Source organism: Stenotrophomonas sp. Steno-Z4, assembly GCF_056393145.1.
This window is the reverse complement of the sequence record NZ_JBWJPC010000007.1, coordinates 59,273-86,047: the sequence shown is the minus strand read 5'-3', so window position 1 is coordinate 86,047 and position 26,775 is coordinate 59,273. Positions and strand designations below refer to the sequence as shown.

Sequence of the window (26,775 nt, the reverse complement as noted above, 5' to 3'; positions counted from 1 at the left end):
ATTCACAGGCGCGCTCCTTCACCCGCCGCGACCCGCAGCACATCGGCAAACACGCCCGCAGCGGTCACCTCAGGACCCGCACCGGGGCCCTGCACCACCAGCGGGTTCTCGCAGTAGCGACGCGTGGTGAACTGCACCACATTGTCGGTCAGGCGCAGGTTGGCAAACGCATGGCCGGCCGGCAGCTCCACCAGCCCCACCTGCGCCGCATCCGCCGACAGCCGCGCCACGTAACGCAGCACCGCACCGCGTGCACGCGCCTGCTCCAGCCGTTCGGCGAACACGCTGTCCACCGATGCCAGCCCGCTCATGAAGTCGTCCACGCTGGCCTGGCGCAGGGCTTCGGGCACCAGGCTTTCCACGCTGACCTGTTCCAGGCTCAGTTCACGGCCGGCCTCACGCGCGAGGATGACCAGCTTGCGCGCCACATCCACGCCGGACAGATCGTCGCGCGGGTCCGGTTCGGTGTAGCCCATGCCGCGCGCCTGCGCGACCAGCTCGGAGAACGGCACCTGGCCGTCGTACTTGTTGAACAGCCAGGCCAGCGTGCCGGAGAAGATGCCATCGACCGCCAGCACTTCATCACCGGTATCGACCAGGTCGCGCAACGTGGTGATCACCGGCAGCCCCGCGCCGACCGTCGCTTCGTAGCGGAACCGCGCGCCGGTGGCAGCGGCCGCCTCGCGGATGGCGTGGTAGCGCTGCAACGGGCCGGCGCCGGCCTGCTTGTTGGGAGTGACCACATGGATGCCGGCCGCCAGCCAGCCGGCGTAGCGGTCGGCGACATCGGCACTGCCGCTGCAGTCGACGATCAAGGCGTGCGGCAGGTGCGCCGACAGCAGGTGCTCGGTGAACTGGTCCAGGTCTGTCGCCTGGGCCTGCCCGGCGAGCGCAGCGCGCCAGTCGCCCTGCACGCCCCGCGCATCCAGGTGCATGCGGCTGCGCGATGCCACCGCACGCACGCGAAGGTCCACGTTGGCACGCGTCAGCAGGGTGGGCTGGGCGACCAGCAACTGGTCAAGCAATGCCGCGCCCACGTTGCCAGGGCCAATCACGCCGACCGAGAAGGTCTGCGGCGACAGCCAGAACCCGGCGTGCGCCGCGCGCAGCGCCTTGGTCGCGTGGCGGCTGTCCACCGCCACCGAGATGTTGCGTTCGGAGGAGCCCTGCGCGATGGCGAGGATGTTCACCTGCGCACGTCCCAGCGATTCGAACAGGCGCGCGGCCACGCCTGGCTGCCCGGCCATGCCATCGCCCACCGCCGCCAGCACGCTGACATTGTCGGTGAGCTGCACGCGCTGCACCTGGCCCAGGCCGAGTTCGTGCGCGAACGCCTGCAGCAGCGCATCGCGCGCCCGCTGCGCTTCAGCCTGGCGCACCACGCAGCAGATGGAATGTTCCGACGAGCCCTGCGAAATCATCACCACCGACACGTGCGCGTTGCGCAGCGCGGCAAACACGCGCTCGGCCGTGCCGGGCACGCCGATCAGGCCGGTGCCTTCCAGGTTCAGCAGCGCCAGCTCCGGGCTCAGGGTGAGGCCCTTGATCGGGCCGGAGCTGGTGCGTTCGGCGGTGATCCGGGTACCGGGATGGTCCGGATGGAAGGTATTGCGGATGATGATCGGCAGGCCGCGTTCGATGGCGGGCGACATGGTCTGCGGGTGCACCACCTTCGCGCCGAAATACGCCAGTTCGCAGGCCTCGTCGTAGCTCAGCGCTTCCAGCTGCACGGCTTCGGGCACCATCCGCGGGTCGGCCGAAAGCACGCCGTCCACATCGGTCCAGATATGCAGCTCATCGGCGTTGAACAGAGCGGCAAAGATCGCACCGGAGTAGTCACTGCCGTTGCGCCCCAGGGTGGTCACCCGGTCGCGGCGGTCGCGGGCCACGAACCCGGTGGCCACCACGCGCGCCGCCGGGTGCGCGTCGCGCCATACCGCCAGACGCTGCGCGCTCTGCACCCAGTCCACGTCCACGCCCAGTTCGCCGCGGTCCACCACCAGCACCTCGCGCGCATCCAGCACGGCGCAGTCCTCGCCGATGCTGCGCAGGTAGTGGCCCAGCAGATGCGCCGAATACACCTCACCCAGGCCCTGCACGCGGTCGAGTACCTCGCTGGGCAGCTCACCGATCACCGCCAGCGCGCCCAGCACTTCGGCCAGGTGGTCGAAGCGCGCATCCAGCCATTCCACCGTGTCGCCTGCATGCTCGCCCAGCAGCGCAACGGCGGCACCGCGATGGCGGGCGCGCAGTGCATGCCAGTCGTCGCGCCACTGCGGCGCGTTGTCGGCAGCGGCACCGGCCAGCGCGATCAGCGCATCGGTCACGCCCTTCATCGCCGATACCACGGTGACCTGCACCGCTTCGTCTCGGGCCAGCAGCAGCTGGGCCACGTGGCGATAGCGGTCGGCGTCAGCCACGGAGGTGCCGCCGAACTTGTGCACGACCGTCGAGGTGGCCGCGCGCAGCGGCGCGGGGGAGGCAGGTGATGCAGCGGCATCGGGTGAAGCGGCGACAGAAGACATGCTGACCTCGATTCGAGGCCCCGCGTCAATCAGGCTGAAGGAGATCCCCCGCAACCTGATCTGGTGCGGGGCCGTTGTTTTCGAAAATTACGCGAAGACGACGGGCCGCACCAGGCGAGTGGTGACGGTGGTAATGGTGGTGGTACCGGTGGCCAGGGCACCGCTGCGCATGCCGCCGGTGAGGGCGGTGGAGCGAAGCGTGACGGTGGCGGCGGCAAGGACCATGGACCAAGAAAACTACGCCGACCGGGTGCTTGTCAAGTGTTGCACCGCAAAAAATCAGACGCGACGAACAGCAGGCATCGCCGGCCAAAAAGTTGCGAATGTGACCATCCAGGCCGCGCAACGGAATCAGCCAGCGTGCTCGACCACCGCGCGTGGCGGCCGGTGGGCATGCGCGCACAACAGCACCCCGGAGACCAGGCAGACGATCGCCAGCGATTCCATCAGGGTCGGCCAGCGCCGCTGCCAGCCGAATCCGTACAGCAGCGCGAACAGCGTCTCGAACACGATCATCTGCCCGGTCAGGGTCAGCGGCAGATTGCGGCTGGCCCGGTTCCAACAGGCGTTGCCGAACACCGAGGCAACCACGGCCACGCCCGCGCTGAGGGCCCAGAACCACATCCAGTCGGCTGGTGCGTGCGTGGGACCCGGGACCACAAACGCGCTGGGCACCAGCAGCAGCGCCAGCGCACCGGTGGCCACGCCGGTCAACAAGGACCAGTCGTGGCCGGAAATGTCCGGGCGCCGCGCCAGCCAGCGGCTGTTGCCGATGGAATACAGCGCCCACGAGAACAGCGCACCAAACGCACACAGCAGGCCGAGCAGGCGCTGGTTGGCCGAGCCCTGCGCATGCTCGGACTGCAGCGCCTCATAGCCCACCAGGCCTACCCCGAACAGGCACAGGGTCAGTGCGGGCGCGAGCTGGCGCAGCGGCACTGCGCCCTGCTCGCGCACCCCAGCCACGGTCACCACTACGGGAATCAGCCCGACGATCAGCGACGCCGCCGCCCCGCCCGCCCACTGGACCGCATGGGCCAGCAGCACGAAGTACACCAGGTTGCCGGCCAGGCTGAGCCACAGCAGGCCACGCCATTCGGCCGTGCCGATCCGCTCGCGCAGCTCACGCCAGCGCGGCGCCAGCAGCACCACGGCAATCAGTCCATAGACCAGATAGCGCCCGGCCGACAGCTGCACGGCACTGAAATGGCTGAGCACCGCCGGCGCCAGGAACACCACCCCCCACAGCGCCCCGGCAGCCACGCCATTGGCGATACCCACGCCCATCGAACGATTCATCAGCAGCCATGCGCCCGGCAACAAAAAGACCGCGCCAGTGTAGGCGCGACGCGGCGGACAAGCTTGACCCAGACTACTGCGAGTGCCGGAAGCGACGGCGATAATCGGCCGGGGTCATGCCCCACTCCCGGCGCAACGCGCGGGTCAATGCGCTCTGCTCGGAATAACCGGCGTGCTGGGCGATGTCGGCAATGGACGCATCACTCGCAGCCAGCTGCCCGCGCGCCCAACGCAACCGGCTGGCGCTCAACCAGGCCTGTGGGCTGAGCCCGAAGGCCTGGCGGAACACGGCATGCAACCGGCTGCTGCTGACCCCGACCTCACTGGCGATGCGCTCCACCGGCCACGCCTGTCCGGGTGCGCGTTCCATGCGCGCACAGACCGCCTGCAGCCGTGTTGCACTGCCGGCCAGCGAAAACGCCTGCATCAGTCCGGGCAGTTCGCATCGGACCGTGTCGTCGTTGACCCGTTCGTGTGCGGCGTCCGCCACCCGCTGCGCCATCGCGCGCACCTGCACTGGCAGGGCCAGCACGGGCTGGCGATGCAGGCGTTCGAGCGTGTCGTCGTCGATCATCTCCGCCGGGCAGTCCACGATCAGGAAGCGGTCGTCATCACCGGCGGCCTGGGCATGCCCGGCCATGGGCGCCACGAAGGCGCCCTGCAGGGGGTCCAAGCGTGCGCCATGTCCTTCCAGCTCGAACGCCAGTTCACCCCGCACCGGCACCACCCACTGCGCGAACGCGTGATGGTCCACGCTGGACGAGCGGCCATAGCGGCGAAGGTTGAACGCGGGTGAAGACACCGTGAGCGCAGGCCTGAGCGAAGATCCAAGTCTGCGCGCGGTTCTCAAAACCTGCAACGCGTCACGACAAGGGGCCAATACCCCAGTGGTATAACGGGGGCGTAGTCATGGGAAGTACCGTCGCGCCGTACAGGGAGTACCCGATGCCGTTTCTGACCCTGAGCCATGCACCGCACCTGTTGCCCGTTGTTGCACGCTGGTACTTCGACACCTGGGGCCACCGCGTGCCCGGTTGGACGCTGGAAGACGAACAGCAGCGGCTGGAAGTGTTCCTGCACGACAACGAACTCCCCATGCTGCTGATGGCAACGGACAACGAGGTGCCCGTTGCTGCCGCGCAGCTCAAATTCCATGAACTCACTGAACGCCCCGAACGGCTGCACTGGCTGGGTGGCGTTTACGTGTGCCCGTCGCATCGTGGCCATGCGCTCGCCAGCGACCTGATCGCGGCACTGATGCAGAAAGCGCAAGGCTACGGCGTGCGCGAAGTGTTCCTGCAGACCGAGCACGATGATGGTGGCCTGTATGCGCAGCTGGGCTGGGAGCCACTGGAGCGGCAGACACATCGCACAGGCGTGCCGGTGCGCATCATGCGCCGGGTACTGCCCCTCGCCCGCCAGGCAAGGTAGCACGCCTCAGCGGAAGCGCACCGGCTGTGGTGCCGGGCGATCGGCAAGCGAGCCCATGGTGAAGGTGTAACCGGCCTTTTCCAGCAGCTCGCGCATGCGCAGCTCGGCCCGCTTCGGGTAGGCCAGCGAAGTGGGCGCATGCAGCGCGTAGGCGGTCGAGCGCCCGTCCGTATCGCGGGTCACCGACGACTGGTTCGTCTCGCACGCGTTGGACCACAGGTCCTTGAGAACGCCAGGACCGATGGACTGGTTATTGCCAAGACGAAGCGTGAGCCAACGCATGTGTTCCATGAGCAATCCCGCCGGTAACTGTGATCGAGTATGCACCATATCCGACGAGGCCGTACGCGGGTGTGTGGAGTCGCTTGATTGGCTGATACGCAGACGCCCCGGCTGAACCGGGGCGTCTGCAGACAGGAGGGGCGAACGGGGTCGCCGCGGCCCGTTAGTGCTTCATGGCGTGCTTGCGGTTACGCATCACGTCGTGGGTTTCCTGGACCAGCGGCAGCAGGCGGCTGACTTCGGCGCGGGCGGCCGGCGGGGTATCGCTGTCGGTCAGGGTCTCCTTGAACGCCTTCAGCAGGCGGTCTTCGGATTCCTCGAGCTCGGCAACGTAGCCGTACTGGGTATCGCCCAGCGTGGCGCGGACCTTGCCGTAGAACTGCTGCATGGAGCCCACCACGGTGCCATGCTCGGCCGGCTTGGCGCCGGTGGCGGCAACCGTGCTGCTCAGCGAGGTGACAATCTGCGACTTGACGCCAGCAATCTTGGTAAACAGCGCGGACAGCTCAGTATCTTCCACCTTGCGCGCGGCTTCGGTGTAGAAGTCCTGGCCATCGCGGGCAATCTCGATGATGTCGTTGAGGGTATGCGCGGTCTTGGATTCGGTGCTCACTGATTTCTACTCCTGGAAGAATTTCGTGTTGACCCGTGTCGGGGTGAGTCCACTTTTCCGCAACTGCAATGAAGTCGGCGTGACCTTTGAGCGCTTGGAAAATGCGGCGTTAAGTGATGTCTGCATCATGGAAAGCCGGCGTCGTCGTGACGTGTTCGCACCGCGACGGTGAAATCACATCGACGTGCAACCTATTCTCGCCACAACAAAAAGCGCCGCAGTGAATGCGGCGTTTCAGCAACAAGCGTGTCATTCCTGGCGGGAAGGAACCGGTGCCTCCAGCGGCGGCTCCGCCGGTGGAGGATCGCCTTCGGGCGGCGCTTCGCTGGGTGGCTCGGTGACCGGCGGCTCGCGCAGAGGCGGCTCTTCCATCGGCGGATCCGGTGCAGCAGGAGACGGCTCGGGCGCAGGAACCTGAGCAACGGGTTGCCACGGAAATTCGAGACGGTTGTCCAAGGTCGACATGGGGGTTCCTTCGGTGGCGTCGAAGCAACCCTGACAGGTGGTTCGTCAATGGACGGCGAGGGAAGCGTGCAGACAGCGTCCTGCGGGACGTGATGGTGACCCCGGCCCGATTCGAACGGGCGACCTTCCCCTTAGGAGGGGGACGCTCTATCCAGCTGAGCTACGGGGCCATGTGCCGGCCAGGCGTGCAGCCTGGCTGCAGGCTGCATGCACCTTGCGTGCATGCAGCGGTGAAGGATACCGGTATTCAGCGACAGGACCAAGGCCGATGGCGCCGCACGGGTACGCCCGGATCAGCGGATTTCCAGCTCCGCGAAGCCCTTGACCAGCTCGTCCACGGCCTTGATCTGGGCCAGGAACGGTTCAAGCGCGCTCAGCGGCAGGGCGCTGGGGCCGTCGCAACGGGCGTGGTCCGGATCGCGGTGCGCTTCCAGGAACAGGCCGGCCAGGCCCAGCGCCATGCCCGAACGGGCCAGTTCGGCCACCTGGCGGCGGCGGCCACCGGAGGCTTCGCTGCCGGCATCGCGGCGCTGCAGGCTGTGGGTGACGTCGAAGATCGCCGGCAGGCCCCCGGTGGATTCAATCATTTCGCGGAAGCCGAGCATGTCCACGACCAGGTTGTCGTAGCCGAACTGCGAACCGCGTTCGCACAGGATGATGTTCTCGTTGCCCGCTTCGCGGATCTTGGACACGATGTGCTTGATCTGCGTGGGGCTGAGGAACTGCGGCTTCTTGATGTTCACGGCACGGCCGGTCTGGGCGATGGCCACCACCAGGTCAGTCTGGCGGGCCAGGAACGCCGGAATCTGCAGCACGTCGACCACTTCGGCCACCGGGGCGGCCTGGGCGACTTCATGCACGTCGGTGATCACCGGCACGCCGAGCTGGCGCTTCACTTCCTCGAAGATGCGCAGCCCTTCGTCCAGGCCCACGCCGCGGAAGGAATGGATCGAAGAGCGGTTGGCCTTGTCGAACGAAGCCTTGAACACGTACGGGATGCCCAGCTTGGCCGTGACCTTGGTGAAGTGTTCGGCCGCGTGCAGGGTCGAATCGAGGTCTTCGAGCACATTCAGGCCGCCAAACAGCACGAACGGGAGACGGTTCCCGACGACCACGCCTTCTGCAACGGTAACGTTCATTCAGATTCCTGGGGGGCGAACAATGGTGTCCATTCTAGCGGTCGCCGCGACCGGGCGGGCGGCGCCGTGTGGCGCTGCGGCAATGCCGGCTGGGCGCTGCTGATAGAATGGCGGGTCTGCACGCCGCACCCCCACCCTGCCAGCGGCTGCGCCCTTTTCGATCCGCAACAGGAGTTTGCATGTCCTCTGACCTGCTCAAGGCGCTCGGCCTCGACGCGACCAACGCTGGCACCTACCTCGGCAACGGCGAGTGGTCGTCGGCCACCAGCGCGGGCGTGATCACCTCGGTCAACCCGACCACCGGCGAGGCCATCGCCCAGGTGCACGCCACCACCGACGCCGACTACGAAACCATCGTGGCGCGTGCCCAGGAAGCCTTCAAGGTGTGGCGCACCACCCCGGCCCCGCGCCGTGGCGAAGCCGTGCGCCTGTGCGGCGAAGCACTGCGCGCCAACAAGGATGCGCTGGGTTCGCTGGTTGCGCTGGAAATGGGCAAGAGCAAGCCGGAAGGCGACGGTGAAGTGCAGGAGATGATCGACATCGCCGACTTCGCCGTGGGCCAGAGCCGCATGCTGTACGGCTACACCATGCATTCCGAGCGCCCCGGTCACCGCATGTACGAGCAGTACCAGCCGCTGGGCCTGGTCGGCATCATCAGCGCGTTCAACTTCCCGGTCGCCGTGTGGGCATGGAACTCGTTCCTGGCCGCAATCTGCGGTGATGTGTGTCTGTGGAAGCCGTCCAACAAGACGCCGCTGACCGCCATCGCGTCCATGCGCATCTGCAACGAAGCGCTGCGTGGCGCCGGCTTCCCGGACATCTTCTTCCTGGTCAACGACGCCGGCACCGAGCTGTCGCAGAAGCTGGTGGCCGACAAGCGCGTGCCGCTGATCAGCTTCACCGGTTCGACCCAGGTCGGCCGCCAGGTCGCCGAAAAGGTTGCCCACCGCCTGGGCCGCTGCCTGCTGGAACTGGGCGGCAACAACGCCATCATCCTGGATGAGAGCGCGGACCTGAAGCTGGCCATCCCGGGCATCGTATTCGGTGCGGTCGGCACTGCTGGCCAGCGCTGCACCACCACGCGCCGCCTGATCGTGCATGAATCCATCTACGACAACGTGCTGGCCACGCTGGTCAAGGCGTACAAGCAGGTGGAGGGCAAGATCGGCGATCCGACCGATGCGGCCAACCTGATGGGCCCGCTCAACAGCGACAGCGCCGTGCAGCAGTTCCTGGCCTCGATCGAAAAGGCCAAGGCCAGCGGCGGCACCATCGAAACCGGCGGTACCCGCATCGACCGCGCCGGCAACTTCGTGCTGCCGGCCATTGTCACCGGGCTGAAGAACAGCGACGAAGTGGTGCAGCACGAAACCTTCGCGCCGATCCTGTACGTGATGAAGTACAGCACCCTGGACGAAGCCATCGACATGCAGAACGGCGTGCCGCAGGGCCTGTCTTCGTCGATCTTCACCCAGAACCTGAAGGTGGCCGAGCGTTTCCTGTCGGCAGCCGGTTCGGACTGTGGCATCGCCAACGTCAACATCGGCACCTCCGGTGCGGAAATCGGCGGCGCGTTCGGCGGCGAGAAGGACACCGGCGGTGGCCGTGAGTCCGGTTCGGATGCATGGAAGGTCTACATGCGCCGCCAGACCAACACCATCAACTACTCCGATTCGCTGCCGCTGGCCCAGGGCATCAAGTTCGACCTGTGATGGTTGACCGCCCCAGCCTGGATTACACCGGCCGCCGCGTACTGGTGGCCGGTGGCAGCAAAGGCATCGGCCGCGCGATGGCGCTGGCCTTTGCCGCTGCCGGTGCCCGTGTCTCGGTGTGCGCCCGCGGCGAACCCGGCCTGGCCGCACTGCGCGATGACGCCGCTGCCCAGGGACTGTCGCTGCACACCGCGGTGGCCGATCTTTCACGCCTGGCCGATATCGAGCACTGGCTGGCCAGTGCCGCCGATGCCCTCGGCGGTATCGATGTGCTGATCAACAACGCCACCGGCTACGGCATGACCGACGATGAAGCCGGCTGGGAAGCCAGCCTCGGCGTCGACCTGATGTCGGCGGTGCGTGCCTCCCGCCTCGCCCTGCCCTGGCTGAAGCAGTCGACCGAGGCCTGCATCCTCAACCTGGCCTCGATCGCCGCCCAGCAGCCGCGCCCCGGCGCCGCCCCGTATGGCGCCGCCAAGGCCGCACTGATGCACTACACCACCTCGCAGGCGTTGGCGCTCGCCCCGCACCGGATCCGGGTGAATGCCATTGCCCCGGGCTCGATCGAGTTCGAGGACGGGCTGTGGGCACGCCGGCGCGAGCAGGACCCCGACCTCTACCACGGCACCCTGGCCAGGATCCCGTTCGGCCGCTTCGGGCAGCCGCAGGAAATCGCCGATGCCGCCCTGTTCCTGTGCTCGCCGATGGCGCGCTGGATCACCGGGCATACCTTGAATGTCGATGGCGGCCAGGTCCTGATGGGATAAACCCGTCGCTGGCCCTATGATTCCCTTGTCCCACCTTCCCCCAGGAGCCGCATGAGCCTCCCGCCCCGCCAAACCAGCGCCATGGCCCTGATCAGCCTGATCGCCGGCATCCTCGGCTGGACCGCCCTTCCCTTCCTGGGCAGCGTGGTCGCCATCGTCACCGGGCACATGGCCCGCGCCGAAATCCGCCGCCGCCCGCTGGAACTGGAAGGCGATGGCCTGGCATTGGCCGGCCTGATCATGGGCTGGGTGGTGGTGATCGGCAGCCTGTTGGCGCTGCTGGCCATCGTGCTGTTCTTCGGCGGGCTGGCCTGGTTCGTTTCCCTGCAATCGTGAGGTGCCCATGAGCGGATCGGACGCAACCGGACGTTTCAGCAACCGCGTGGCGGATTACGTCCGCTACCGTCCCGACTACCCACCGGCACTGCTGGACTGGGTGCACGGCGAGATGGGCGTGCCCACCGAAACCCTGGTCGCCGACATCGGCGCCGGCACCGGCATCTCCACACGCCTGTTCCTGGCCACCGGGCATCCGGTGATCGCGGTGGAACCCAATGCGCCGATGCGCGAGGCGGCCGAGAAGCTGCTGGCCGCCGAGTACCTGCGCCTGAAGCTGGTGGACGGCACCGCCGAAGCCACCACGCTGGCCGACGACAGCGTCGGCCTGGTCGCAGCGGCGCAGGCCTTCCACTGGTTCGACACCGATGCGGTGCGCACGGAATGGAAGCGCATCCTGCACCCGGAGGGCCTTGCGCTGGTGTTCTGGAACTCGCGCCTGCTCGACGCCTCGCCGTTCCTGGTCGGCTACGAACAACTGCTGCTGGAGTTCGGTACCGATTACACCCAGGTGGCCGAGCGCTACCAGGACGACGATGCCATGCGCGCGTGGTTCGGCCCGGGCCTGCGCGGCACCGCCCGGTTCCCCAACGCGCAGTACATGGATGCCGACGGCCTGCGCGGTCGCCTGCTGTCGTCATCCTATGCCCCGCCGCCGGGCCACCCGCGCCATGCCCCCATGCTGGAGGCGCTGCAGCAGCTGTTCGATGCGCACGCGGTCGATGGCAAAATCGCTTTTGAATACCAAACCCGTGCCTTCGTCGGCACGCTGGACTGACTGGACGCCATGTACTCGCTTGCCCGACCCTTCCTGTTTTCCCTGGACGCCGAACGCGCCCATGGCCTGGGCCTGAGTGCGCTGGACCTCGCCTACCGTACCGGCACCACGCCGCTGCTGGCACGCCGCCCGGCCCCGTTGCCGACCAACGTGTTCGGGCTGAACTTCCCCAACCCGGTCGGCCTGGGCGCCGGCCTGGACAAGAACGGCGAGCACATCGACGCGCTGTTCGCGCTGGGCTTCGGGTTCGTGGAGATCGGCACCATCACGCCGCGGCCGCAGGAAGGCAATCCCAAGCCGCGCCTGTTCCGGCTGCCCGCCCACCAGGCGATCATCAACCGCATGGGTTTCAACAACCTCGGCGTGGATGCACTGGTGCGCAATGTTGAACGCGCGCAGCGCCGCAGCGGCCTGCTTGGCATCAACATCGGCAAGAACAAGGACACTCCCAACGAGCAGGCGTTCGACGATTACCAGCACTGCCTGCAGAAGGTGTACCCGCTGGCTGATTACATCACCGTCAACATCTCTTCGCCCAACACCGCCGGCCTGCGTGAACTGCAGGAAGAAACCGCGCTGCGCCAGCTGGTTTCGCAGCTGCGCGAAAGCCAGGAAGCGCTGGCGGCCAAGCATGGCAAGCGCGTTCCGATGCTGGTCAAGGTCGCCCCGGACCTGAGCGACCGCGACATCGATGCCGCAGCGCGCGTGCTGGGCGAATTGAAGGTGGACGGAGTGATCGCCACCAACACCACCATTGACCGCAGTTCGGTTGCCGCCGACCGGCATGCCAGCGAAGCCGGCGGCCTGTCCGGCGCGCCGCTGCTGGGCCAGTCCACCCTGGTGCTGCGCCGCCTGCGCGCGCGCCTGCCCGAATCCACCCCGTTGATCGGTGTCGGCGGCATCCTGTCCGGTGCCGATGCCGTGGCCAAGATGGCTGCTGGCGCCGCGCTGGTGCAGTGCTACAGCGGCCTGATCTTCCGCGGCCCGGCGCTGGTGCACGACTGCGTGGAGGCGATCCGCCGACGCCGCGAAGCACCGAGCCGTGGCGCGGTGGCCCCCCTATGAGTACTGCAATGCCTGCCTGGTCACTGACCGAAAACGCCTCGCTGAAGGCCCTCAACACCTTCCACGTCGACGCGGTTGCCGAGCAGCTGCTGGAGCTGCACGACGCTGCCCTGCTGCCCGATGTGCTGGCCCTGCCCCAGGTCGCCGGCCACCCGCTGCTGGTACTGGGCAGCGGCAGCAACGTGCTGATCGCCGACGACGTGCCCGGCACCGTACTGGTATTCGCCAACCGCTCGATCGAAGTGCTGGAACACCGCGCCGACCACACCGTGGTGCGTGCCGGCGCCGGCGTGAACTGGCATGGGCTGGTGATGTGGTCGCTGCAGAACGGCCTGTCCGGGCTGGAGAATCTGGCGCTGATTCCCGGCACGGCCGGTGCGGCCCCGATCCAGAACATCGGCGCCTATGGCGTGCAGGTCGATGAGTTCATCCAGGCGGTGGAAGCCTGGGACCGCCAGAACAACGAATGGGTGCGGCTGGACGCCGACGCGTGCGCCTTCAGTTACCGCGACAGCGTCTTCAAGCACGATGCGGACCGCTACCTGATCAGCGCCATCGAACTGCGCCTGCCCCTGTTGCATGCCCTGCGCCTGGGCTATGCAGGCATTGCCGAGGAAATGCAGGCGATGGGCGTGGAGCTGCCGGTGGCCGCCGACGTGGCCAATGCGGTGATCGCCATCCGCCGGCGCAAGCTGCCCGACCCGGATGTGCTGGGCAATGCCGGCAGCTTCTTCAAGAACCCGGTGCTGCCGCTGGAACAGGTAGAGGTGCTGCTGCAGCACTTCCCCGGCCTGCCGGTGTACCCGGCCGACCAGGACGACCGGCGCAAGCTCTCGGCCGCCTGGATGATCGAAGCCTGCGGCTGGAAGGGCTTCCGCGAAGGCGATGCCGGCGTGGCGCCCCAGCATGCCTTGGTGCTGGTCAACCACGGCAATGCCACCGGTGCCGAACTGCTCGCGCTGGCGCGGCGCATTTCCGCCTCGGTGCTGGAGAAATTCGGCGTTCCCATCGAACCGGAGCCGCGCCTGATCGGCGCACAGTGGTGACCGTCCAGCTTGCCCTTCCCGCGCCGACACCGATGCGTGCGGCGCTGCTGATGCTGGGCAGTACCCTGGCCTTCGGGTTGATGGCCGTGGCGATCCGCTATGCCACCCGCTACGTGCCCACCCAGGAAGTGGCGTTCTTCCGCAACGCGTTCGGCCTGCTGGCGCTGCTGCCGTTCCTGTTGCGCCCGGGCAGCTCGCCGTTCCGCACGACACAGTTGCCCCGCTATTTCGTGCGCAGCCTGATCGGGCTGGCCTCGATGCTCTGTGCGTTCTGGGCCATCGGCCACCTGCCGATGTCGCAGGCGATCTCGCTGTCGTACTCCACGCCCCTGTTCGTCACCATCGCAGCCGTGCTGTTCCTTGGCGAGAAGGTACGCGCGCGCCGTTGGGCGGCCGTGGTCTGTGGCTTCATCGGGGTCCTGATCATCGTTCGCCCCGGCGCCGCCACCTTCAGCCCGGGCGTGCTGGTGGCGGTGCTGGCCGCCGTGCTCAGTTCGCTGGTCGCCATCCAGATCAAGCAGCTGACCCGCGTGGACGGGGCCGACACCGTGGTGTTCTACACCTACGTGTTCTGGGTACCGCTGTCGCTGGTGCCTGCCCTGTTCGGCTGGGTATGGCCCAGCGGCGTTGCGTGGGCCTGGCTGGCCGCTACCGGCGTGCTGGGCACGTTGGGCCAGCTGTTATGGACCCGCGCGTTGCGGTTGGGCGAAGTCTCGGCGCTGACCCCGATCAGCTTCATGCAGCTGCCGCTGGTCAGCCTGCTGGGCTGGCTGCTGTTCAATGAAACGCTGGACCGCTGGACCGTCATCGGGGCGGGCATCATTCTTGCCGCCAATGCCTACATCGCGCACCGCGAGGCGGTACTGGTGCGGCGCGCGGCATCCGAAGCCGCCACGGCCGGCGCCAAGCCGGGCGAGTAAGCACGGTCGACGACCCGCGCTACGCCACGGCAGCCCAACTGCGGGCAGCCGCGTCGATCACGTTGCCCGGCGCGAACTGCTCCTCCATGAAACGCAACGCCTGGCGGCGCTGGCTGGGCGGACGCGAGGCCGCACCCGGCTCCAGCAGCAGGTCGTGGAACTCCTGCAGGTCGTGCAGGATCCGCCAGTGGCGGTAGTACGCCAGCCGGGCCGGATCCAACGCCACCGCGCCATAACCTTCGCGGAACCGCGGCGGATCATCGCGTCCCCAGCGACCGCCCACGCCTGCGCCGACGAACATCAGGTCGCGCTCGCGCGGCGCCAGCACCATGTCGTCCCAGTCGATCAGGTGCAGCCCACCATCGGCGCGCAGCAACAGGTTGCCGGCGTGCAGGTCGCCATGGCACAACCCCCGTGACCAGCGCTGCCCGGCAAGGCGCTCACGCAGCGTCATGCAGTGCTGCCAGACCTCGGCCACCCGCGCCTGCCGCTGCCGCCAGACCCGCCGGTAGTCCTCCGCCAGGGCATCGGGAATGGGCCAACGCTTATCACCGCGCTGCAGCCACGACCCCACCCGCTCCACCGCCGTGTCATCGTCGAAACCCGGTTGCGCAAGACCGGACGCCAACCGGGCCGGCAACGCGGTGTCGTGCACCTGGCGCAATACCTGGCCCAGCCGGTGCCACTGCGCCTGCGACAGGGCCACTTCGAACCCCGACTCGCCCTCCACATAGGCAAACAGCGTCCACTGCAGGCCCTCGGCGTACGTGGCCGGGGCACCATCAAGCGCGGGCTGCGGGGCCACCACCTCGTCCAGGCCGAGCGCGCAGCGCAAATGCTGCATGACCTCCCACACGGCATCGGCCACGGCATAGCGGCGGCACTTCAACCACCAGCGCGTGCCGTCATCGGAGGTCACCTGGTACACCGTGGCGCCCGCATCGGCACCCGCCGGCCGCTGCACGAGATGGCTGACCTGCAGGCCGTAGGCCTGGGCCAGCACGGCGCCGATCTGCGACGAAGACAAATCCTGTGGATGCAGCATCAACTCCGCCGTGGCGCACGAACATCGCACCACTATCCCAGAATCGCGTCGATACACACAGGGAAATGCGTCACGAAGAGACGTAATTTCTCATTCGTTATCTTGATACAGGAGTCATACCGCCGCGCCCGCGGCCAGCGCCTGCAGTTCGCGCTGCAGCAGTGCCTGCACTTCTTCACGCTGGAACTGGGTAACGAACACCGGCACCGCAAATACGTAGGGCAGCCCATCGGCGTCACGGCGAACCACATACGCCAGCTGCAACCGTGCCAGGGCGTGGCGGACCTGCTCCGGATCGACCCGCGCACCCGCTGCATCGAATGCAGCCAATAGTTCCACCAGGGTGATGCCGCGCTCGCCGCTGCCGACCAGCTGCGCACCGGCGACCTGGTACACCACGATGCGGTCGATACGGCACGCCAGGGGATCGGGACTCAGCCGCGCCCAGCCGGCCAATGCATCGAACATCGGCTCGCTCACCAGCGCCGCGTGTACCTGCGTTGCATCCAGTACGCGCTGGCCACGGTCCAGCTGGCCCAGCAGCTGCTGGCAGGCAATGGCGACCAGGTTGGCGCGGCGACCACACGCCGCCACCAGCCGCTGCGGCAGGTCCGGGCTGGCAAAGTGCACGCCCAGGCGCGCCATCGGTTCGGTCGCCAAGGCCACGCAGGCGTCCTGTTCCAGCCCGCCAATATGGATCACCTCGCCGAAGTTGCGCAGCGGCGATGCGAAATCCAGGGTGACCGCTTCGTACAGGTCCCAGAACCCGGCCAGCATGAAGTGGCAGCGTCCCTCTTCGCTCAGCGCGCGCAGCGCCGCCAGCTGCGGGTAGCCCTGTGCGGCTTCCGCGCGCAGGAACAGGTCGGTCTCGTCGATCAGCAGCAGCAGGCCGCGCCCCGCCGCCCGCGCGGACAACTCGGCGACCAGCGCATCGATCCCGGTGTCCTCGGCCAGGCCCAGTTCCAGCGCCAGCCGCATTGTCAGCCGATGATCGCGCAGCGACAGGTACACACAGTGCACGCGCGGGTGGCCGACAAAGCGTCGCTCGATGGCCTTCATCAAACTGGTCTTGCCCAGCTGCCGACCGCCCACCAACAGGTAGTTGCCGGGCTCGCGGTTGAGCACGCGCGCGAGCAGCGACTCGCGTCCAAAGAAGGCCGCCGGGCGGGTGATGCCGCCATGGGTCTGGTAAGGCGAGATGCGGGTCACCCGGAGCTGCCGGGCCAGCAGCCCGACCAGCGCGTCGAGCGCGCCCGGCTGCAGCAGCCAGCGGGTCTGGGCGGCCTGGCCAAGGCACACGCACAGGTTGGCCGGATCCTCGGCGTAGGCAGCCAGTTCGGCCTCGACCGCCAGCGATGGGCTCACCACCAGCACCACGTCCTGACCGTTGGGCATGGCGCGCAACTGCTGCACGATGGCATCGGCCGCCAACGCCGGATCGGGCTGGTACAGCCACAGCCGTTCCAGGGCCAACGGCAGCTTGTCCGGCAGGGTCCATTCGCGCACCAGGCCGGTGAGCGCCCAGCCGGTTGCCGGCGCATCGATCGCACCGATGCGCGCGGCCAGCTGCAATGCGCGTGTGGTTGGGGTGGCCTGCAGGTGGCGCAGCGCGTCGCGCCAGCGCACCGTGGCGATCCCGGCACCGGCGAGGACCCGATCTCTGAGCCGGAGCCATCCCAGCTGGCGGTCGATGGCGGGCAATGCCTGCAACGGCTGGGCAAGCAGCCGTTGTGGCTCGCGCACGATGTCGGCCACCGCCGGTCGCACCCAGTACCAGAGCATGCCAAGCCCGGCCAGGCCCAGCACCGACAGCCCCAGCACCACCGACAGCCACTGCACGATGCCCCACGGTGCCTGCGCCCTGCAGTTGGCCGGTAGCCAGCGGGACGGTGGCGCAGGATCGCCAGGGCGGCAACGCCAGTACTGGGTGCGCGGCTCCAGCGTCTGCTCGATCACCGCACCGCGCAGCCCGCTGTTGGCCGGGAAGCGGTCGGTGAAGCGCAGGCGCAGCACGAACGGCTGCGGCAGTTCGGCAACCACCAGCGTTTCTTCCGGATCATGCACGCCCGGCACGTGCACCTGCCGCGGCCAGCTTTCATGCTGCAGCCAATACGACAACGCCTCTTCGCGCAGGAACATCATGTCGGTGTTCGCCCGCTGCATGAGCATCATGCTTTCGCCGTCGCGCTGCATGCGCAGCAGCTGCACCGGGTTGAGCCAGGGCACGAACAGGTAGCTGCCAACGAACCAGGTCAGGCCGGCCACCAGCAGCAGCCACCACCAGCGCAGCACCGGCTGTCGGCGCGGTGGCCTGCTCATGCGGTCTGCACCTGCATGCCATCGATCACCTGCCGCACGGCGCGGCGGATCGCCTCGCAGCGCCATTCCAGGCACTGCCCCTGCGGGTGCGCGCGCGCGGTCAGAAGGTTGTTCCAGTACAGGTGGCGAAGCAGCGGATCGGCCAGGTACGGCCGCGCCGGCGCCACCACCGGCTGTGCCAGCCAGCCCTGCACGGCGGCACGCGCCGCGTCATCCCGCAACAGCGGTACCAGCGCTTCCCACAGGCGCGGATGGCTGGACAGCGTATCGGTGACCGCCTCATCGTCGACAGTAGTGTCAACGAGCAACGTCAACGCCGCCTGCGCCAACAGCGGATGCCCGCCGGACAACCGCAGCGCGCGCGACAGCGTGTCATCGCCAATGCCAGGGGCACTGCGCCGCATGTCCTCGATTCCCAGCTCCGGCCAGCTCTCGCTGGCCGCAATGTTGAGCAGCGAAAGATCGCCGCCCTGGTACTTCAGGTCGGCCAGCGCGGCCCCGCCACAGATCAGCAGGTGCAGCTTGCCGCTGTACATTTCGCTGAGGCTGCGCAGGATGCCGGCCAGCACGTCGCGCGGCCCGGACTCCCCCTGCTCGAACCGGCTCACCAGGCAGAACAGCGCACCGGGCTGCTGCAGCCGACGCGCCAGCGCCATCTCGAAACTGGCGTCCGAGCCAACGCCGTCCAGCCCGCACTGCGCGGCCAGCAAGGCAAAGTAGTCCTGGTCGCCCTCGCCGGAGCGGAACGGCGGCTGAAGGTGCAGCACGCGCGCCTGCCCATAGCGCTTGGCTGCTTCAGCGAGAATCGCCGCGCGCTCCGGGGGCTGTCCCCAATGGGCCTGGGTCAACAGCAGGCTCACCGGATACGGGCGCAGCAACTGCAGCCGGTCGAACAACCGGGTGACGGTGGGCGGCACTGAAACGGCGGGATCGGCGTGCTCTTCCCGTGCCGATACCGGCTCCACCGGGAATTCCGGCTCGAACCCCACCGACTGCAGCAATGCATTGCATTCGGTTTCGGTCAGGCGCAGGTAATTGGCGCAGGCCAGGACCCGGTCGCGGTGCCGGCGGCTGGGCCGCGAGGTGCCGGCCCGCCAGTTGTTGACCGCCTCGCGGCTGATGCCGATTTCGGCGGCCACCCCGCCGGCACTGGCCCGGATCCGCCGCATGTGTCGAGACAGCAGGTCCGCGAACTCAGGGGCAGGCATCGGAAACGACCAGAACGGAAGAGAGTCGCACACCCTACCGTGACCGTATGGACTGTCAACCATGCCTGCGCTCCCCTGCCTGCCGCCGGCTCAGACCGCAGGAAGCGCAGGGCCCTGGCGCACGAACAGCTTGCGCGTCACCAGCAGGTGCACCACGAAGACCAGGATCGCCAGCATGCCCAGCGCCACGATCACCCGGCCCAGTACCGAACCCAGCCCTTTCTGGCCTTCGAGCCGATCAAGCCGGTCGAACTGCGCCGGGTTGCTGCGTGCGTAAGCCACGTCGACCTGCGGCGCTTCGCCCAGGTACGGCGTGGCGTTGTCCTCGGAGGTGGAGAAGTGGCCGGTGTACTCAACGCCATCAACGCTGAAGTCGTAGCGGAAGTGGTACTGGTAGGACACCCGCCCCTTGCGGCGCTTTTCCTCGATGTGGTCGACCTGTACCGGTGCCTGCACGGTCACCGCATCCTTGAGGATGGCTTCGGCCTGGCGGTGTCCGCTCAGGGCCGACCAGGCAAAGAACACTGCAAGGAAAGCGTAGCCGATGCTGCACAGCCAGCGCGAAACGCGGGACAGGCGGGCGTGCGAGGTGTCTGAAACAGGAATGCTGATCATCTGGTTTTCCCCTTGATGGTTCGACTGCGTCGACAGCCGGGTGGCTGTGACTTCGTGAACCAGTCTGGGGAAAGCGCGGTCATGCATGAAGCAGCAGCCCGTCAAGTCGCGGCCTGCACCACTTGACGATTCGTCAAGGCAGGCAGGCGCTCACTTCGCTCCGGCAGGATTCGACCGGGAAAGCCGCATCCCTTCCCTGGCGACATTCACTTCGAGCGCTGCCCGGGCAACCTCCACAAGGCCCGCGGTCAGCGCATAGCCACCGCGTGCCTGCAGCCAGGCCAGGACATCGGCCAGGTGCCAGATCGAGGTGCTGCCGTCGTGAACGGGGAGGGGAAAACTGTCTGGATGGGACAGCATCAGCTTCCGCATGTTCTGCCGCGACACCCCGACCAGGGCGGCGACGTCGGTGAGGCCGACCAGATCGGGCGTCACCTCGATAAGGGTCGCGCCTGGCAGGGCACGCCGCACATCGTCAAGCGCACTGCGCACCGCAGCGTCAGCATTCCCGGCCTCACGGGTAAACTCCAGCGCGATACGGCCTGGCAATCCGGTGCCGACCAGGGCGTCATCGCACCCCTGCTCCCCGAGCTGTTCAACCAGCGCCTGCAGGTCGCCATGGGCGTCTGGCAACTGGTACTTCAGGGTGAAGATGTACTCCATGATCCTGCTCCTCGGACATTGATCACCTGCGCTTCGCGCAGTTGTTTACGACGCGACGCAATGCGTCTGCGTGGTTGCCTGGATTCTTCGGCGTACTCCAGATGCTGGAAACGCAGAATTCACCACAGCGGCAGTCCTTGTCGTTGAAGGGGCAGTAGATGCGCCCCCATGCATGGCTCCCGCCAACCACTACCCGCCAACCCATCAATTCGGCGTGCGCGATGGCAGCTTCTATTTCCCGCTTTGGATGCTTCGGTCTTGCCATCGGACGGCTCCAGTGTGGTGGTGCGGGCAACAGTTGTCAACTGACAACCATCACCTTCTTCCGTGAACAGGTGTCCTGATCGTGCTTTGCTGGTCGGACTCCTTCCACCGCCATGTGAAGAATGTGTGGAGTACCGCACCTTTACGCGGGTCCCGATATTGCATCGCGTCGTGTAACCGATTACAGCGCCTGATAGCGTTGGCCCTGCCTCATTGGCGAGGCATATCAGGCAGGGACTTTTTGATGGGTTTGCACATCGCTCGTCGCGCCGCGCTGCTTTCGGTTCTCGGCCTGGCCTTCGCTCCGGCCAGCTTGGCCCAGGACCTCCCTGACCGTGGTCAGTGGCGTGCCAGCAGTTCCTCCCAGCAAGTCCCGGCCATGGCGGTCAGCCACCTCATCGACGGCGATCCCAAGACCGTCACCGGCGGAGCGTTCAGCCCGGGCCACTGGTTCCAGGTGGATCTGGGAAAACCCAGCACGCTCAGCGGCGCACGCCTTACCTGGGACGTCTCCAATCCGGAGGGCTACAGCCTGCAGACCTCACTGGATGGGAGGCAGTGGCAGACCGCTTACACCATGCGCGACTCGCTCGGCGGCATCGAAACCCTCTACTTCGCGCCGCGCCAGGCCCGCTACCTGCGGCTGGCCAGTCCTGAGCGGACATCGGACTGGGGCGTGTCCATCTTCGAACTCGAGCCGCTGGACCAGCGCGCGACAGCACGCATGCCCGGATTGGACGCGACCCAGGCAGCGGCCGTGTGGCAAGGCGGAAGCGCCGTGGCCATCCCCGCCGGAAAAGACGGCAGCCACGTATTGGAGATCGCTCTGCCGAGGGCCCTCTCCACCACCGGGTTGGCAGTGGACTGGGCAGGCGCGCACGGCGGCGCGCGCCTTCAGGTACAGGATGCACAGGGCCGCTGGAGCGAACTCGCGCATGACCCGCAGGCCGGCAGCCGGCAGCAGAGCTGGCTGGCCGGCACCGCGCCGGTAACAGCACAGGCGCTGCGCCTGCAGGTGCAGGGTGATGCGCCGAAGATCGCGCGCCTGCGCCTGCTCGGTCCGGCGGCAGTGATGACGCCGATGAAGCGCTACCAGAACGCGGCCAACGGTGCGCAGCGGGCCCTGTTCCCGGCCTCCCTGCACCTGCAGCAGACCTACTGGACGGCGGTGGGCGTGCACGGCGGCCTGCAGAAATCGATCTTCGACGAGTACGGCAACATCGAGGCGTTCAAGGGCGCACCGTTGGTACAGCCGATCTGGCGCAATGCCGATGGCACCGCCGCCGGCGCCGCCGACCAGCCAGTGCAGCACGCGCTGCGCGACGGTTGGAAGCCGATGCCGTCGGTGACATGGAAACCGCAACCCGGCCTGGAATTGAAGAGTGAGGCCTTCGCCGTGGAGCTGGGCGGCCAACCGGTCACGCTGGTGCGCCACCGCCTGCGCAACGTGGGCACTGCGCCCATCGCCGGCAGCCTGTCGCTGGTGACGCGCCCGATGCAGATGAACCCACCGTGGCAGAACGGTGGCCTCTCTCCGATCCGTTCGGTAGCCATCGAAGGCACCACGGTGCGGGTCAACGGGCGTTCCCTGCTGCATTCGCTGACGCCGGTGGATGCTTCAGGCGTGGCGCCGTTCGACCCCGATGGCAGCACCGAGATCACCGCTGCCGTGGCGCAAGGCGAACTGCCCAATGCGCAACAGACCGATGACCCGGATGGCCTGGCAGCGGCCGCCCTCGCCTACCGTATCGACCTCGCCCCGGGTGCCACCGAGTCGGTCGTGGTCGCGTTCCCGCTGGGTACCGCGGCTGCCAATAGCGACGGCGCGCTTCCGGAGCCGCCGCCGATCGCATTCGGCGTCAACAGCCGCGATCCCGATGCGATTTTCGACAGCCTTGCCACCCGCGTTTCCGGAGATTGGCAGACGCGGCTGGGCCAGGTCGGCCTGCGCCTGCCCGACCCTTCGCTGGTGGATATGCTGCGCGCCCAGGCGGCGTACATGCTGATCAACCAGACCGGCCCGGCGATGCAACCGGGGCCGCGCAACTACAACCGCTCCTTCATCCGCGACGGCATGGCCACCTCGGCAGTGCTGCTGCGCATGGGCGAATCACGGATCGCGCGCGACTACCTGGACTGGTACACCGAGCATGGCGTGCACGCCAACGGCCTGGTCTCGCCGATCCTCAACAACGACGGCAGCGTCAACACCGGCTTCGGTTCGGACATCGAATACGACAGCCAGGGCCAATACGTCGCGCTGGTGGCCGATGTCGCGCGTCTGGACGGTGGCCCGGAATCGGTGCGCGCCTACCTGCCGAAGGTGAAAGCAGCCCTGCGCTTCCTGCAGGAGCTGCGCGAGCGCACGCTGGTGCCCGGCTACATGGCCAGCCAGCCCGCACCGGAGCGGTTCGCCGGCATCCTGGCACCGTCGATCAGTCACGAAGGCTACCCCTCGCCGACCCACAGTTACTGGGACGACTACTGGGGCCTGAAGGGCTGGCACGACGGTGCGTGGCTGGCCGAATCGCTGGGTGATCACGAAACCGCCGCGTGGGCGCGCGAACAGTACCGCTTGCTGCACGACGCGCTGGCCGCTTCGATCCGCGCCACCATGGCGTGGAAGGGCATCGACTTCATCCCCTCCTCCGCCGACCTGGGCGATGGCGACCCTACCGGCGTTTCAATCGCGCTGGACCCCACCGGCGCGCAGGACGTGCTGCCCGAGCAGGCCCTGCGCACCACCTTCGCGCGCTATCTGGAAGACGTGCGCAAGCGCAACCAGCCCGACGCGCTCTATGCCTACACGCCGTACGAAATCCGCAATGTGCTCAGCTACGTGCACCTGGACCAGCCCGACGCCGCAGACGAACTGCTGCAGGGCCTGCTGCGCGACCGCCGGCCGCTGGAATGGCAGGTGCTGGCGGAAGTCGTCCACTCGCGGCTGCGCTTCCCGCGCTACCTGGGCGACATGCCGCACACGTGGATCGGTGCCGAGTACGGGCGCACGTTGTTCGGCATGTTGATGCGCGAAGACGACGATGCGCTGTCGCTGCTGCCGGGTACGCCGCCGTCGTGGCTGGCGGGCGACGGGTTGGCGGTGGAGCGGTTGCCAACGGCGTTCGGGACGCTGCAGATCGACGCGGTGCAGCGCGGCAACACGCTCAAGGTAACGTTGGGCAAGGGCCTGCGGAAGGACGCTGCGGTCCGGGTCTGGTGGCCTTCGCGCACGCGGCCCAGCCAGGTGCGGGTGGATGGGCGGGATGTGCAGGAGTTTGATGCGAAAGGGGTTCTGATCAGCAAGCCGTTCCGGACGCTGGAAGCAGTCTGGTAGAGCCGGGCCCTGCCCGGCTGCACGTCACTCCATGCGCCTGTTGCGCGCATGGATCATCCAGCCCTGCGCGGTGATGCCGATGAGGAACACGACAAAGCAACCCAGCAGGGTCTGCAGCACTACCGGCGCCATCGGTGCGGCGGCCAGCGGATGCGACACCGGCAGGCGGGTCAGCGATTCATTGACGGCAGGCACCAACCCGAGCAGGAAACTGAAGGACAGCGCGAACGCGGACAGGTACGGTCGCAGTCGCCCAAGGAAGCCGATCCGGTTCACCAGCACCCCGCCGAACGCCACCAGCATCACCACGATGCCGAAGGCGTGGCCGGGGTTGAGGCCACCGGTGCTGGAGACGGTAAACGAGGTCGCCACAGCAAGCACCAGGCCGACCAGATAAAGCTTTCCGGCCCCGGTGGCGGGGTCGATTTTCCGATGGCGCACGAAGCCGTACAGACCGGCGAACACGGGGATGAGGCTGATGGCGGTATGCAGTACACCGAGTGCGGAGAGCGGGTGTGTCATGGGAGCGATCCTCGATTAAACCTACTAGTAGGTAGGGTGGGCGGTCATGAAAAAGTCCGCACAAGGCGGGCTTACGAAAAACGGTTCAACGCTGTGCAGTCACCCGCGCAACCGACAGCCGCGCCAGGGCTGCGAACGTCTGCGCATCACCAAACCCACGCGCGGCCAGCATCGCCCCGTGCACGGAAGCCATGAATGCCTTGGCCTCGTCCGAGGGTGCGCCCTGCAGCTGGAACTGCCCCTGCGCTACGCCCTTTTGCAAGGTGGCGGCCAGCCAGCCACTGAGATCCTCGAAATGTCCGCGCACTTCTTCGGCAATTTCGGGCGGAATCATCGGCGACTCCGCCGCCAGCATGGCGCAGATGCAGAACGAGGCCGTGCCACCGGCGATGCAGCTGGACCAGTAGTCGACGTAGGCATTGAGTTCTTTCAGCGGATCACCCAACTGCCGGTCCAGCATGGCCAGGCCCGCGCGGGCCTCGGCGCGGTACAGCGCCACCACCGTGCGAACCAGCTCGGCCTTGCTCGGAAAGTGATGATGAATGCTGGCCTTGCTGATGTTCACCCTGGCCGAGATATCGGCATAGCTGAAGCCGTTGTAGCCGCCGGCCTCCAGCAACGTACGGGCGTGGGCGACGATTTCAGCGGCTTTGGGGGAGAGGTCGTGAACCATTCCTCATCCTACTAGTTGGTAGCCTGCTGATCAAGACAGCTTGCACGTGTCCCGTTGGCTGGAGGATAGTGCCGAAAATGAACCGGGGGTAAGGGAATGGATACCGTTACGGAAGCCGCTTCCCGCCCGACCATACTTGCGGTCGACGATTCGCCCGAGAACCTCTGGCTGATCTCCGGCCTGCTGAAGTCGCGTTATCGAATCAGGATGGTCAACTCCGGCGAGGCAGGCCTCGAGGCCGCTGGCACCGAACCGCTTCCCGACCTGATTCTACTGGACGTCATGATGCCCGGCCTTTCAGGACATGATGTCTGCAGGGCACTGAAGGCATCACCGGTGACCCGGCACATTCCGATCATCTTCCTCACGGCAATGGCCGAACCCGAAGATGAAAAGAAAGGGCTGGAACTCGGGGCGGCGGACTTCATCACCAAGCCGATCAATCCGCCAGTCCTGATCGCCCGTGTCGCCACGCAACTGCAGGCCAAGGCAGCAGCCGATTTCCTGCGGGACCAGAACGCATTTCTTGAAAACGAGGTACAGCGACGCACGCGCGAGCTGACCGCGATCCAGGACGTCACCATCCATGCCCTCGCGTCGCTCGCCGAAACGCGCGACAACGAAACCGGCAATCACATCCGCCGCACCCAGCATTATGTCCGTGCCCTGGCGACTGCGCTCCAGAATCATCCGCGTTTTCGTTCGCAGCTGGATGACGCCACCATCGACAGTCTGTTCAAGTCCGCCCCCCTGCATGACATCGGCAAGGTGGGCATCCCGGACAGCATCCTGCTCAAGCCCGGCCCGTTCGAACCCCACGAGTTCGAGATCATGAAGACCCACACCACGCTGGGGCGCGACGCGATTCAGCACGCAGAAGACGCGCTCGGCATGCCGGTGGAGTTCCTGGCGTACGCAAAGGAAATCGCTTACGGGCACCAGGAGAAATGGGACGGCAGCGGGTATCCGCAGGGGCTTGCAGGCGAGGCGATCCCGTTGTCGGCGCGGATCATGGCGGTCGCGGATGTGTATGACGCGCTGCTCAGCCGTCGGGTCTACAAGAAGGCCATGTCCCAGGAAGAAGCGGTCGCGATCATGCGTGAGGGCCGCGCCAGGCATTTCGACCCTGACATCCTGGATGCTTTTCTCGGGCTGCTCCCCGAGCTGGAGCGGATATCCCGTCAGTTCGAGGACACTTCGCGATGAACGCCCTGAGCCGCTACCTGCAAGGTGCGTCGCTGGGCCACAAACTGTCGGCGGCCTTCGCCGTCATGCTGTTGCTGGCCGTGGGGCTGGGCATCCTCGGCGTCCACGCGCTGGGCAGGTTCAGCGCGGAAATCCAGCGCATGTACGAAAAAGACCTGCAGGGGGTCTCCAACGCGCGCGCCGTGCAGTTCCACTACGCGACCATGGGTCGCCACCTGCGCCAGGCGCTGCTCACCGCCGATCCGTCGCTGCAGGTCTTGGCGTCACAGCAGATCGAACGCGAGCACGCGCAACTGCAGCGAGAGCTGGACCAGCTGCACCAGCGTGTCTTCCGCGACATCAACCGTGCGCACCTGGCGGCGTTCGAGCGGGACTACGCCACCTACCGGCGAAACATGACCGCCGTACTCCAGCTGGCGCGCCAAGGCAGGCTCCAGGAAGCGCGTGCTCAAGCATCGAGCCCGCAGTTCGCTGATATGGGCGACGCGGTAGCCAACGCCATGGAAGCGGTCGCCACGACCAAGGAAGAAGGCGCGCGGCTGTCGTTG

At 67.1% G+C, this 26,775-nt stretch carries 26 protein-coding genes, 1 tRNA gene and 1 pseudogene; 12 read left to right on the top strand and 16 right to left on the bottom strand.

Features of this window, described 5'->3' with window-relative positions:
• Window positions 1–2: 2 nt before the first annotated feature.
• The 4 genes from thrA to AC06E7_RS16075 form a co-directional block, all read right to left on the bottom strand.
• Entirely contained in the window at window positions 3–2,525 is a 2,523-nt protein-coding gene (thrA, locus tag AC06E7_RS16090) for a bifunctional aspartate kinase/homoserine dehydrogenase I (RefSeq protein ID WP_478065319.1), read from the bottom strand.
• 87 nt (window positions 2,526–2,612) lie between these two features.
• Window positions 2,613–2,750, bottom strand: coding sequence for a hypothetical protein (locus AC06E7_RS16085; protein ID WP_157771711.1), 138 nt, complete (start codon window positions 2,748–2,750; stop codon window positions 2,613–2,615).
• Between the two features lie 126 nt (window positions 2,751–2,876).
• Window positions 2,877–3,824, bottom strand: coding sequence for a DMT family transporter (locus tag AC06E7_RS16080; protein ID WP_478065318.1), 948 nt, complete (start codon window positions 3,822–3,824; stop codon window positions 2,877–2,879).
• 73 nt (window positions 3,825–3,897) lie between these two features.
• Window positions 3,898–4,626 carry a helix-turn-helix transcriptional regulator gene (locus AC06E7_RS16075; RefSeq protein WP_478065317.1) on the bottom strand — a complete coding sequence of 243 codons (729 nt, stop codon included), beginning with the start codon at window positions 4,624–4,626 and terminating at the stop codon, window positions 3,898–3,900.
• A gap of 143 nt (window positions 4,627–4,769) precedes the next feature.
• Between AC06E7_RS16075 and AC06E7_RS16070 the strand changes: the two genes are divergently transcribed.
• A complete protein-coding gene (locus AC06E7_RS16070; protein WP_478065316.1) occupies window positions 4,770–5,255 on the top strand; it encodes a GNAT family N-acetyltransferase in 486 nt (161 codons plus the stop codon).
• Between the two features lie 6 nt (window positions 5,256–5,261).
• Here AC06E7_RS16070 and AC06E7_RS16065 read toward each other — a convergent pair whose 3' ends face one another.
• Together AC06E7_RS16065 and AC06E7_RS16060 are read right to left on the bottom strand one after the other, a co-directional pair.
• Complete coding sequence (locus tag AC06E7_RS16065; protein WP_068851393.1) at window positions 5,262–5,546, bottom strand: hypothetical protein; 285 nt, start codon at window positions 5,544–5,546, stop codon at window positions 5,262–5,264.
• A gap of 154 nt (window positions 5,547–5,700) precedes the next feature.
• A complete protein-coding gene (locus tag AC06E7_RS16060) occupies window positions 5,701–6,150 on the bottom strand; it encodes a PA2169 family four-helix-bundle protein (protein ID WP_478065315.1) in 450 nt (149 codons plus the stop codon).
• Between AC06E7_RS16060 and AC06E7_RS16055 the strand changes: the two genes are divergently transcribed.
• Window positions 6,143–6,322 (top strand): hypothetical protein, encoded by a 180-nt coding sequence (locus AC06E7_RS16055; RefSeq protein ID WP_478065314.1) that lies wholly within the window; start codon window positions 6,143–6,145, stop codon window positions 6,320–6,322. The genes AC06E7_RS16060 and AC06E7_RS16055 overlap by 8 nt on opposite strands.
• A 77-nt stretch (window positions 6,323–6,399) precedes the next feature.
• Here the strand turns inward: AC06E7_RS16055 and AC06E7_RS16050 are convergent, their stop codons facing one another.
• From AC06E7_RS16050 to kdsA, 3 genes are all read right to left on the bottom strand, one after another.
• Window positions 6,400–6,522, bottom strand: a complete 123-nt coding sequence (locus tag AC06E7_RS16050; protein WP_255220500.1) for a hypothetical protein — start codon at window positions 6,520–6,522, stop codon at window positions 6,400–6,402.
• A gap of 186 nt (window positions 6,523–6,708) precedes the next feature.
• A tRNA-Arg gene (locus AC06E7_RS16045) sits at window positions 6,709–6,785 on the bottom strand.
• A gap of 123 nt (window positions 6,786–6,908) precedes the next feature.
• The gene (gene kdsA, locus AC06E7_RS16040) at window positions 6,909–7,754 is read right to left on the bottom strand and encodes a 3-deoxy-8-phosphooctulonate synthase (protein WP_093534453.1); all 846 of its coding nucleotides are present in this window, start codon (window positions 7,752–7,754) and stop codon (window positions 6,909–6,911) included.
• A 179-nt stretch (window positions 7,755–7,933) separates the two neighbouring features.
• Here kdsA and amaB point away from each other — a divergent pair, with 179 nt between their 5' ends.
• From amaB to AC06E7_RS16005, 7 genes are read left to right on the top strand one after another with little or no spacing between them, the layout of a single operon-like run.
• Window positions 7,934–9,466, top strand: a complete 1,533-nt coding sequence (gene amaB, locus AC06E7_RS16035) for an L-piperidine-6-carboxylate dehydrogenase (protein ID WP_095364601.1) — start codon at window positions 7,934–7,936, stop codon at window positions 9,464–9,466.
• Window positions 9,466–10,233, top strand: a complete 768-nt coding sequence (locus AC06E7_RS16030; protein WP_478065313.1) for an SDR family NAD(P)-dependent oxidoreductase — start codon at window positions 9,466–9,468, stop codon at window positions 10,231–10,233. Before amaB ends, AC06E7_RS16030 begins: the two co-directional genes overlap by 1 nt.
• Before the next feature lie 51 nt (window positions 10,234–10,284).
• Entirely contained in the window at window positions 10,285–10,569 is a 285-nt protein-coding gene (locus AC06E7_RS16025) for a DUF4190 domain-containing protein (protein WP_068851376.1), read from the top strand.
• A 7-nt stretch (window positions 10,570–10,576) separates the two neighbouring features.
• A complete protein-coding gene (locus AC06E7_RS16020; RefSeq protein WP_478065312.1) occupies window positions 10,577–11,347 on the top strand; it encodes a class I SAM-dependent methyltransferase in 771 nt (256 codons plus the stop codon).
• 9 nt (window positions 11,348–11,356) lie between these two features.
• Window positions 11,357–12,412, top strand: a complete 1,056-nt coding sequence (locus tag AC06E7_RS16015) for a quinone-dependent dihydroorotate dehydrogenase (RefSeq protein WP_093534445.1) — start codon at window positions 11,357–11,359, stop codon at window positions 12,410–12,412.
• Window positions 12,409–13,458, top strand: a complete 1,050-nt coding sequence (gene murB, locus AC06E7_RS16010; RefSeq protein ID WP_093534443.1) for a UDP-N-acetylmuramate dehydrogenase — start codon at window positions 12,409–12,411, stop codon at window positions 13,456–13,458. Before AC06E7_RS16015 ends, murB begins: the two co-directional genes overlap by 4 nt.
• A gap of 32 nt (window positions 13,459–13,490) precedes the next feature.
• Window positions 13,491–14,378 (top strand): DMT family transporter, encoded by an 888-nt coding sequence (locus AC06E7_RS16005; protein WP_068851364.1) that lies wholly within the window; start codon window positions 13,491–13,493, stop codon window positions 14,376–14,378.
• A gap of 19 nt (window positions 14,379–14,397) precedes the next feature.
• On the opposite strand, the gene AC06E7_RS16000 is transcribed toward AC06E7_RS16005, so the two are convergent.
• The 5 genes from AC06E7_RS16000 to AC06E7_RS15980 all read right to left on the bottom strand — a co-directional run bounded on the left by AC06E7_RS16000 (window position 14,398) and on the right by AC06E7_RS15980 (window position 20,228).
• Window positions 14,398–15,423 carry a phosphotransferase enzyme family protein gene (locus AC06E7_RS16000; protein ID WP_478065311.1) on the bottom strand — a complete coding sequence of 342 codons (1,026 nt, stop codon included), beginning with the start codon at window positions 15,421–15,423 and terminating at the stop codon, window positions 14,398–14,400.
• A gap of 114 nt (window positions 15,424–15,537) precedes the next feature.
• On the bottom strand, window positions 15,538–17,742 hold the full coding sequence (locus tag AC06E7_RS15995) for a hypothetical protein (RefSeq protein ID WP_478065310.1): 2,205 nt from the start codon (window positions 17,740–17,742) through the stop codon (window positions 15,538–15,540).
• Window positions 17,739–18,950, bottom strand: a complete 1,212-nt coding sequence (locus tag AC06E7_RS15990) for a helix-turn-helix domain-containing protein (RefSeq protein ID WP_478065309.1) — start codon at window positions 18,948–18,950, stop codon at window positions 17,739–17,741. Before AC06E7_RS15990 ends, AC06E7_RS15995 begins: the two co-directional genes overlap by 4 nt.
• Window positions 18,951–19,040: 90 nt before the next feature.
• Complete coding sequence (locus AC06E7_RS15985; RefSeq protein WP_306988937.1) at window positions 19,041–19,565, bottom strand: DUF3592 domain-containing protein; 525 nt, start codon at window positions 19,563–19,565, stop codon at window positions 19,041–19,043.
• 150 nt (window positions 19,566–19,715) lie between these two features.
• Window positions 19,716–20,228, bottom strand: a complete 513-nt coding sequence (locus AC06E7_RS15980) for a helix-turn-helix transcriptional regulator (protein ID WP_478065308.1) — start codon at window positions 20,226–20,228, stop codon at window positions 19,716–19,718.
• A gap of 508 nt (window positions 20,229–20,736) precedes the next feature.
• On the opposite strand from AC06E7_RS15980, the gene AC06E7_RS15975 reads away from it, so the two are divergent.
• Window positions 20,737–23,826 carry a galactose-binding domain-containing protein gene (locus tag AC06E7_RS15975; RefSeq protein WP_478065307.1) on the top strand — a complete coding sequence of 1,030 codons (3,090 nt, stop codon included), beginning with the start codon at window positions 20,737–20,739 and terminating at the stop codon, window positions 23,824–23,826.
• Between the two features lie 24 nt (window positions 23,827–23,850).
• Here AC06E7_RS15975 and AC06E7_RS15970 read toward each other — a convergent pair whose 3' ends face one another.
• Window positions 23,851–24,348 (bottom strand): hypothetical protein, encoded by a 498-nt coding sequence (locus tag AC06E7_RS15970; RefSeq protein WP_478065306.1) that lies wholly within the window; start codon window positions 24,346–24,348, stop codon window positions 23,851–23,853.
• 85 nt (window positions 24,349–24,433) lie between these two features.
• A complete protein-coding gene (locus tag AC06E7_RS15965) occupies window positions 24,434–25,021 on the bottom strand; it encodes a TetR/AcrR family transcriptional regulator (protein ID WP_478065305.1) in 588 nt (195 codons plus the stop codon).
• Between the two features lie 96 nt (window positions 25,022–25,117).
• Between AC06E7_RS15965 and AC06E7_RS15960 the strand changes: the two genes are divergently transcribed.
• Window positions 25,118–26,227: a response regulator gene (locus AC06E7_RS15960; RefSeq protein WP_095364615.1), complete on the top strand. Its 1,110-nt coding sequence runs from the start codon at window positions 25,118–25,120 to the stop codon at window positions 26,225–26,227.
• Window positions 26,224–26,730 (top strand): annotated as a pseudogene (locus AC06E7_RS15955) (MCP four helix bundle domain-containing protein); the annotation flags it as partial. The gene AC06E7_RS15960 and the pseudogene AC06E7_RS15955, both read left to right, overlap by 4 nt.
• Between the last annotated feature and the right edge of the window lie 45 nt (window positions 26,731–26,775).

Coding starts and splice junctions, on each gene's coding strand:
- thrA (WP_478065319.1), bottom strand. CDS start 2,525: ATGTCTTCTGTCGCCGCTTCACCCGATGCCGCTGCATCACCTGCCTCC.
- AC06E7_RS16085 (WP_157771711.1), bottom strand. CDS start 2,750: ATGGTCCTTGCCGCCGCCACCGTCACGCTTCGCTCCACCGCCCTCACC.
- AC06E7_RS16080 (WP_478065318.1), bottom strand. CDS start 3,824: ATGAATCGTTCGATGGGCGTGGGTATCGCCAATGGCGTGGCTGCCGGG.
- AC06E7_RS16070 (WP_478065316.1), top strand. CDS start 4,770: ATGCCGTTTCTGACCCTGAGCCATGCACCGCACCTGTTGCCCGTTGTT.
- AC06E7_RS16065 (WP_068851393.1), bottom strand. CDS start 5,546: ATGGAACACATGCGTTGGCTCACGCTTCGTCTTGGCAATAACCAGTCC.
- AC06E7_RS16050 (WP_255220500.1), bottom strand. CDS start 6,522: ATGGAAGAGCCGCCTCTGCGCGAGCCGCCGGTCACCGAGCCACCCAGC.
- kdsA (WP_093534453.1), bottom strand. CDS start 7,754: ATGAACGTTACCGTTGCAGAAGGCGTGGTCGTCGGGAACCGTCTCCCG.
- amaB (WP_095364601.1), top strand. CDS start 7,934: ATGTCCTCTGACCTGCTCAAGGCGCTCGGCCTCGACGCGACCAACGCT.
- AC06E7_RS16030 (WP_478065313.1), top strand. CDS start 9,466: ATGGTTGACCGCCCCAGCCTGGATTACACCGGCCGCCGCGTACTGGTG.
- AC06E7_RS16025 (WP_068851376.1), top strand. CDS start 10,285: ATGAGCCTCCCGCCCCGCCAAACCAGCGCCATGGCCCTGATCAGCCTG.
- AC06E7_RS16020 (WP_478065312.1), top strand. CDS start 10,577: ATGAGCGGATCGGACGCAACCGGACGTTTCAGCAACCGCGTGGCGGAT.
- AC06E7_RS16015 (WP_093534445.1), top strand. CDS start 11,357: ATGTACTCGCTTGCCCGACCCTTCCTGTTTTCCCTGGACGCCGAACGC.
- murB (WP_093534443.1), top strand. CDS start 12,409: ATGAGTACTGCAATGCCTGCCTGGTCACTGACCGAAAACGCCTCGCTG.
- AC06E7_RS16005 (WP_068851364.1), top strand. CDS start 13,491: ATGCGTGCGGCGCTGCTGATGCTGGGCAGTACCCTGGCCTTCGGGTTG.
- AC06E7_RS16000 (WP_478065311.1), bottom strand. CDS start 15,423: ATGCTGCATCCACAGGATTTGTCTTCGTCGCAGATCGGCGCCGTGCTG.
- AC06E7_RS15995 (WP_478065310.1), bottom strand. CDS start 17,742: ATGAGCAGGCCACCGCGCCGACAGCCGGTGCTGCGCTGGTGGTGGCTG.
- AC06E7_RS15990 (WP_478065309.1), bottom strand. CDS start 18,950: ATGCCTGCCCCTGAGTTCGCGGACCTGCTGTCTCGACACATGCGGCGG.
- AC06E7_RS15985 (WP_306988937.1), bottom strand. CDS start 19,565: ATGATCAGCATTCCTGTTTCAGACACCTCGCACGCCCGCCTGTCCCGC.
- AC06E7_RS15980 (WP_478065308.1), bottom strand. CDS start 20,228: ATGGAGTACATCTTCACCCTGAAGTACCAGTTGCCAGACGCCCATGGC.
- AC06E7_RS15975 (WP_478065307.1), top strand. CDS start 20,737: ATGGGTTTGCACATCGCTCGTCGCGCCGCGCTGCTTTCGGTTCTCGGC.
- AC06E7_RS15970 (WP_478065306.1), bottom strand. CDS start 24,348: ATGACACACCCGCTCTCCGCACTCGGTGTACTGCATACCGCCATCAGC.
- AC06E7_RS15965 (WP_478065305.1), bottom strand. CDS start 25,021: ATGGTTCACGACCTCTCCCCCAAAGCCGCTGAAATCGTCGCCCACGCC.
- AC06E7_RS15960 (WP_095364615.1), top strand. CDS start 25,118: ATGGATACCGTTACGGAAGCCGCTTCCCGCCCGACCATACTTGCGGTC.